The organism is Streptomyces chryseus (assembly GCF_014650755.1).
Taxonomy (GTDB): Bacteria; Actinomycetota; Actinomycetes; order Streptomycetales; family Streptomycetaceae; genus Streptomyces; species Streptomyces chryseus.
The window spans coordinates 1-1,792 of record NZ_BMVO01000069.1 but is presented as its reverse complement, the minus strand read 5'-3'; the positions used below and the strand labels follow the sequence as shown (position 1 = coordinate 1,792).

The following is a 1,792-nucleotide window of genomic DNA, read 5'->3' as shown; positions in this document are numbered from 1 at the left end:
TTGCGCAGGGCGAGTTGCGGCTCGCCGGTGGCGAGTGCGGCGTGGAGCAGGTTCCGGGTCTGGGTGTCGGTGTCGGTGTCGGTGTCGGTGTCGACGAGGATGATGCGGTCGGGGTGCTCGTTCTGTGCGGTACGGAGCAGGCCCCAGACGGCGGCCTGTTCCGGCACGGTGACAGCGTCGCGGGTGAGGACGACCAGGCGGGTGTCGTCGGGGTCGGTGGCCAGGTGTTCCTGCACCCTGGCCAGTACGCGGCCGGTCAGTGTGCGTATGTCCTCGTCGCCGCTGTCGGTCAGGTCCAGGACCGGCCAGTCGTCTCCTGTGACGGTGTCCGGCACGGCGATCGGCTGCCACTCCACCCGGAAGACCGAGTCCTTCAAGGGATCGTCCCCGGCGGAGAGCTGCGAGGGGTCCACGGCCCGGAAGGTGAGGCCGTCGACCGTGGCCACCGGCGCGCCCGCCGTGTCCGCCGCCTCGACGGTGACCGTGTCGGCCCCCTGGGGTGCGATACGGATCCGCAGCCGTGCCGCGCCCGTGGCGTGCAGGGCCACCCCGTTCCAGGCGAACGGCAGCAGCGTCCGGCCGTCGGCGCCCTGGGGTCCGGAGCCGAAGGCGGCGGTGTGCAGGGCCGCGTCGAGGAGCGCGGGGTGCAGTCCGAACGCGGCGGCCTCCCCCGCCACGTCGTCCGGCAGCGCGACCTCGGCGAACAGCTCCTCGCCACGGCGCCACACCTTGCGCAGCCCCTGGAACACGGGGCCGTACTCGTAGCCGGCCGCGTAGCGCAGGTCGTAGAAGTCGTCGACGGACAGCGCCTCGGCGCCCTGCGGCGGCCAGACACCGAAGTCGTACGAGCTGCCTGACCCGGCTGCGGAAGTCGCCGTACTCGCGGTGAATCCGGTGGCGTGGCGCACCCAGGACTCGGAGTCCTCGGCCCGCGCGTGGAGGGTCACGGGACGGCGGCCGAAGCCGTCGAGCCCGCCGACGGCCACCTGGACGCGCACCGCGCCCGACGCGGGCAGGGCGAGCGGGGCCTCGATGACGAGTTCGTCGAGGAGGCCGGTGCCGGCCTGGTCGCCCGCGCGGACCGCGAGCTCGACGAGCGCGGCGCCGGGCACCAGCACCGTGCCGGACACGGCATGGTCGGCCAGCCACGGGTGGGTCTTCAGCGACAGCCGGCCGGTGGCCAGTACGCCGCCGGACTCGGGCAGCTCGACCAGCGCGCCGAGCAGCGGATGCTCGGCCGGATCGATGCCGGCGCCGCTGACGTCACTGGTCTTGCCGTCCCGCTCCAGCCAGTAGCGGGTGCGTTGGAAGGGGTAGGTGGGGAGTTCGACGTGGGTGGGGCGTGTGGTGCCGAGGGCTGGTTGCCAGTCGACTGGTGTGCCGCGGACGTGGAGGGTGGCGAGGGAGGTGAGGAAGCGGGTGGTGGTGTCTTCGTTTCGGCGGAGGGTGCCGGTGGTGACGGAGGGGGTGTCGGCGTGGGTGTCGAGGATGTCCTGGACGGCCATGGAGACGACGGGGTGGGCGCTGATCTCGACGAAGGTGCGGAAGTCTTCGGTGACGAGTTGTTCGATGGATTCGCTGAAGCGGACCTGGTGGCGGAGGTTGTCGTACCAGTAGGTGCCGCCCATGGTCGTGGTGTCGAGCCACTGGCCGCGCAGGGTGGAGAAGAGCGGGACGGTGGCCTGCTGGGGTTGGATCTCGGCCAGGACGAGGGCGAGTTCGTCTTCGATGCGCTCGACGTGGCTGGTGTGGGAGGCGTAGTCGACGGGGATTCTGCGGGAGCGGATGCCGT

At 71.9% G+C, this 1,792-nt stretch carries 1 protein-coding gene; it reads right to left on the bottom strand.

The features are described from left to right. The coding region (locus IE185_RS32785; RefSeq protein WP_189716568.1) for a polyketide synthase dehydratase domain-containing protein at nucleotides 1–1,792 on the bottom strand (1,792 nt) is incomplete at both ends.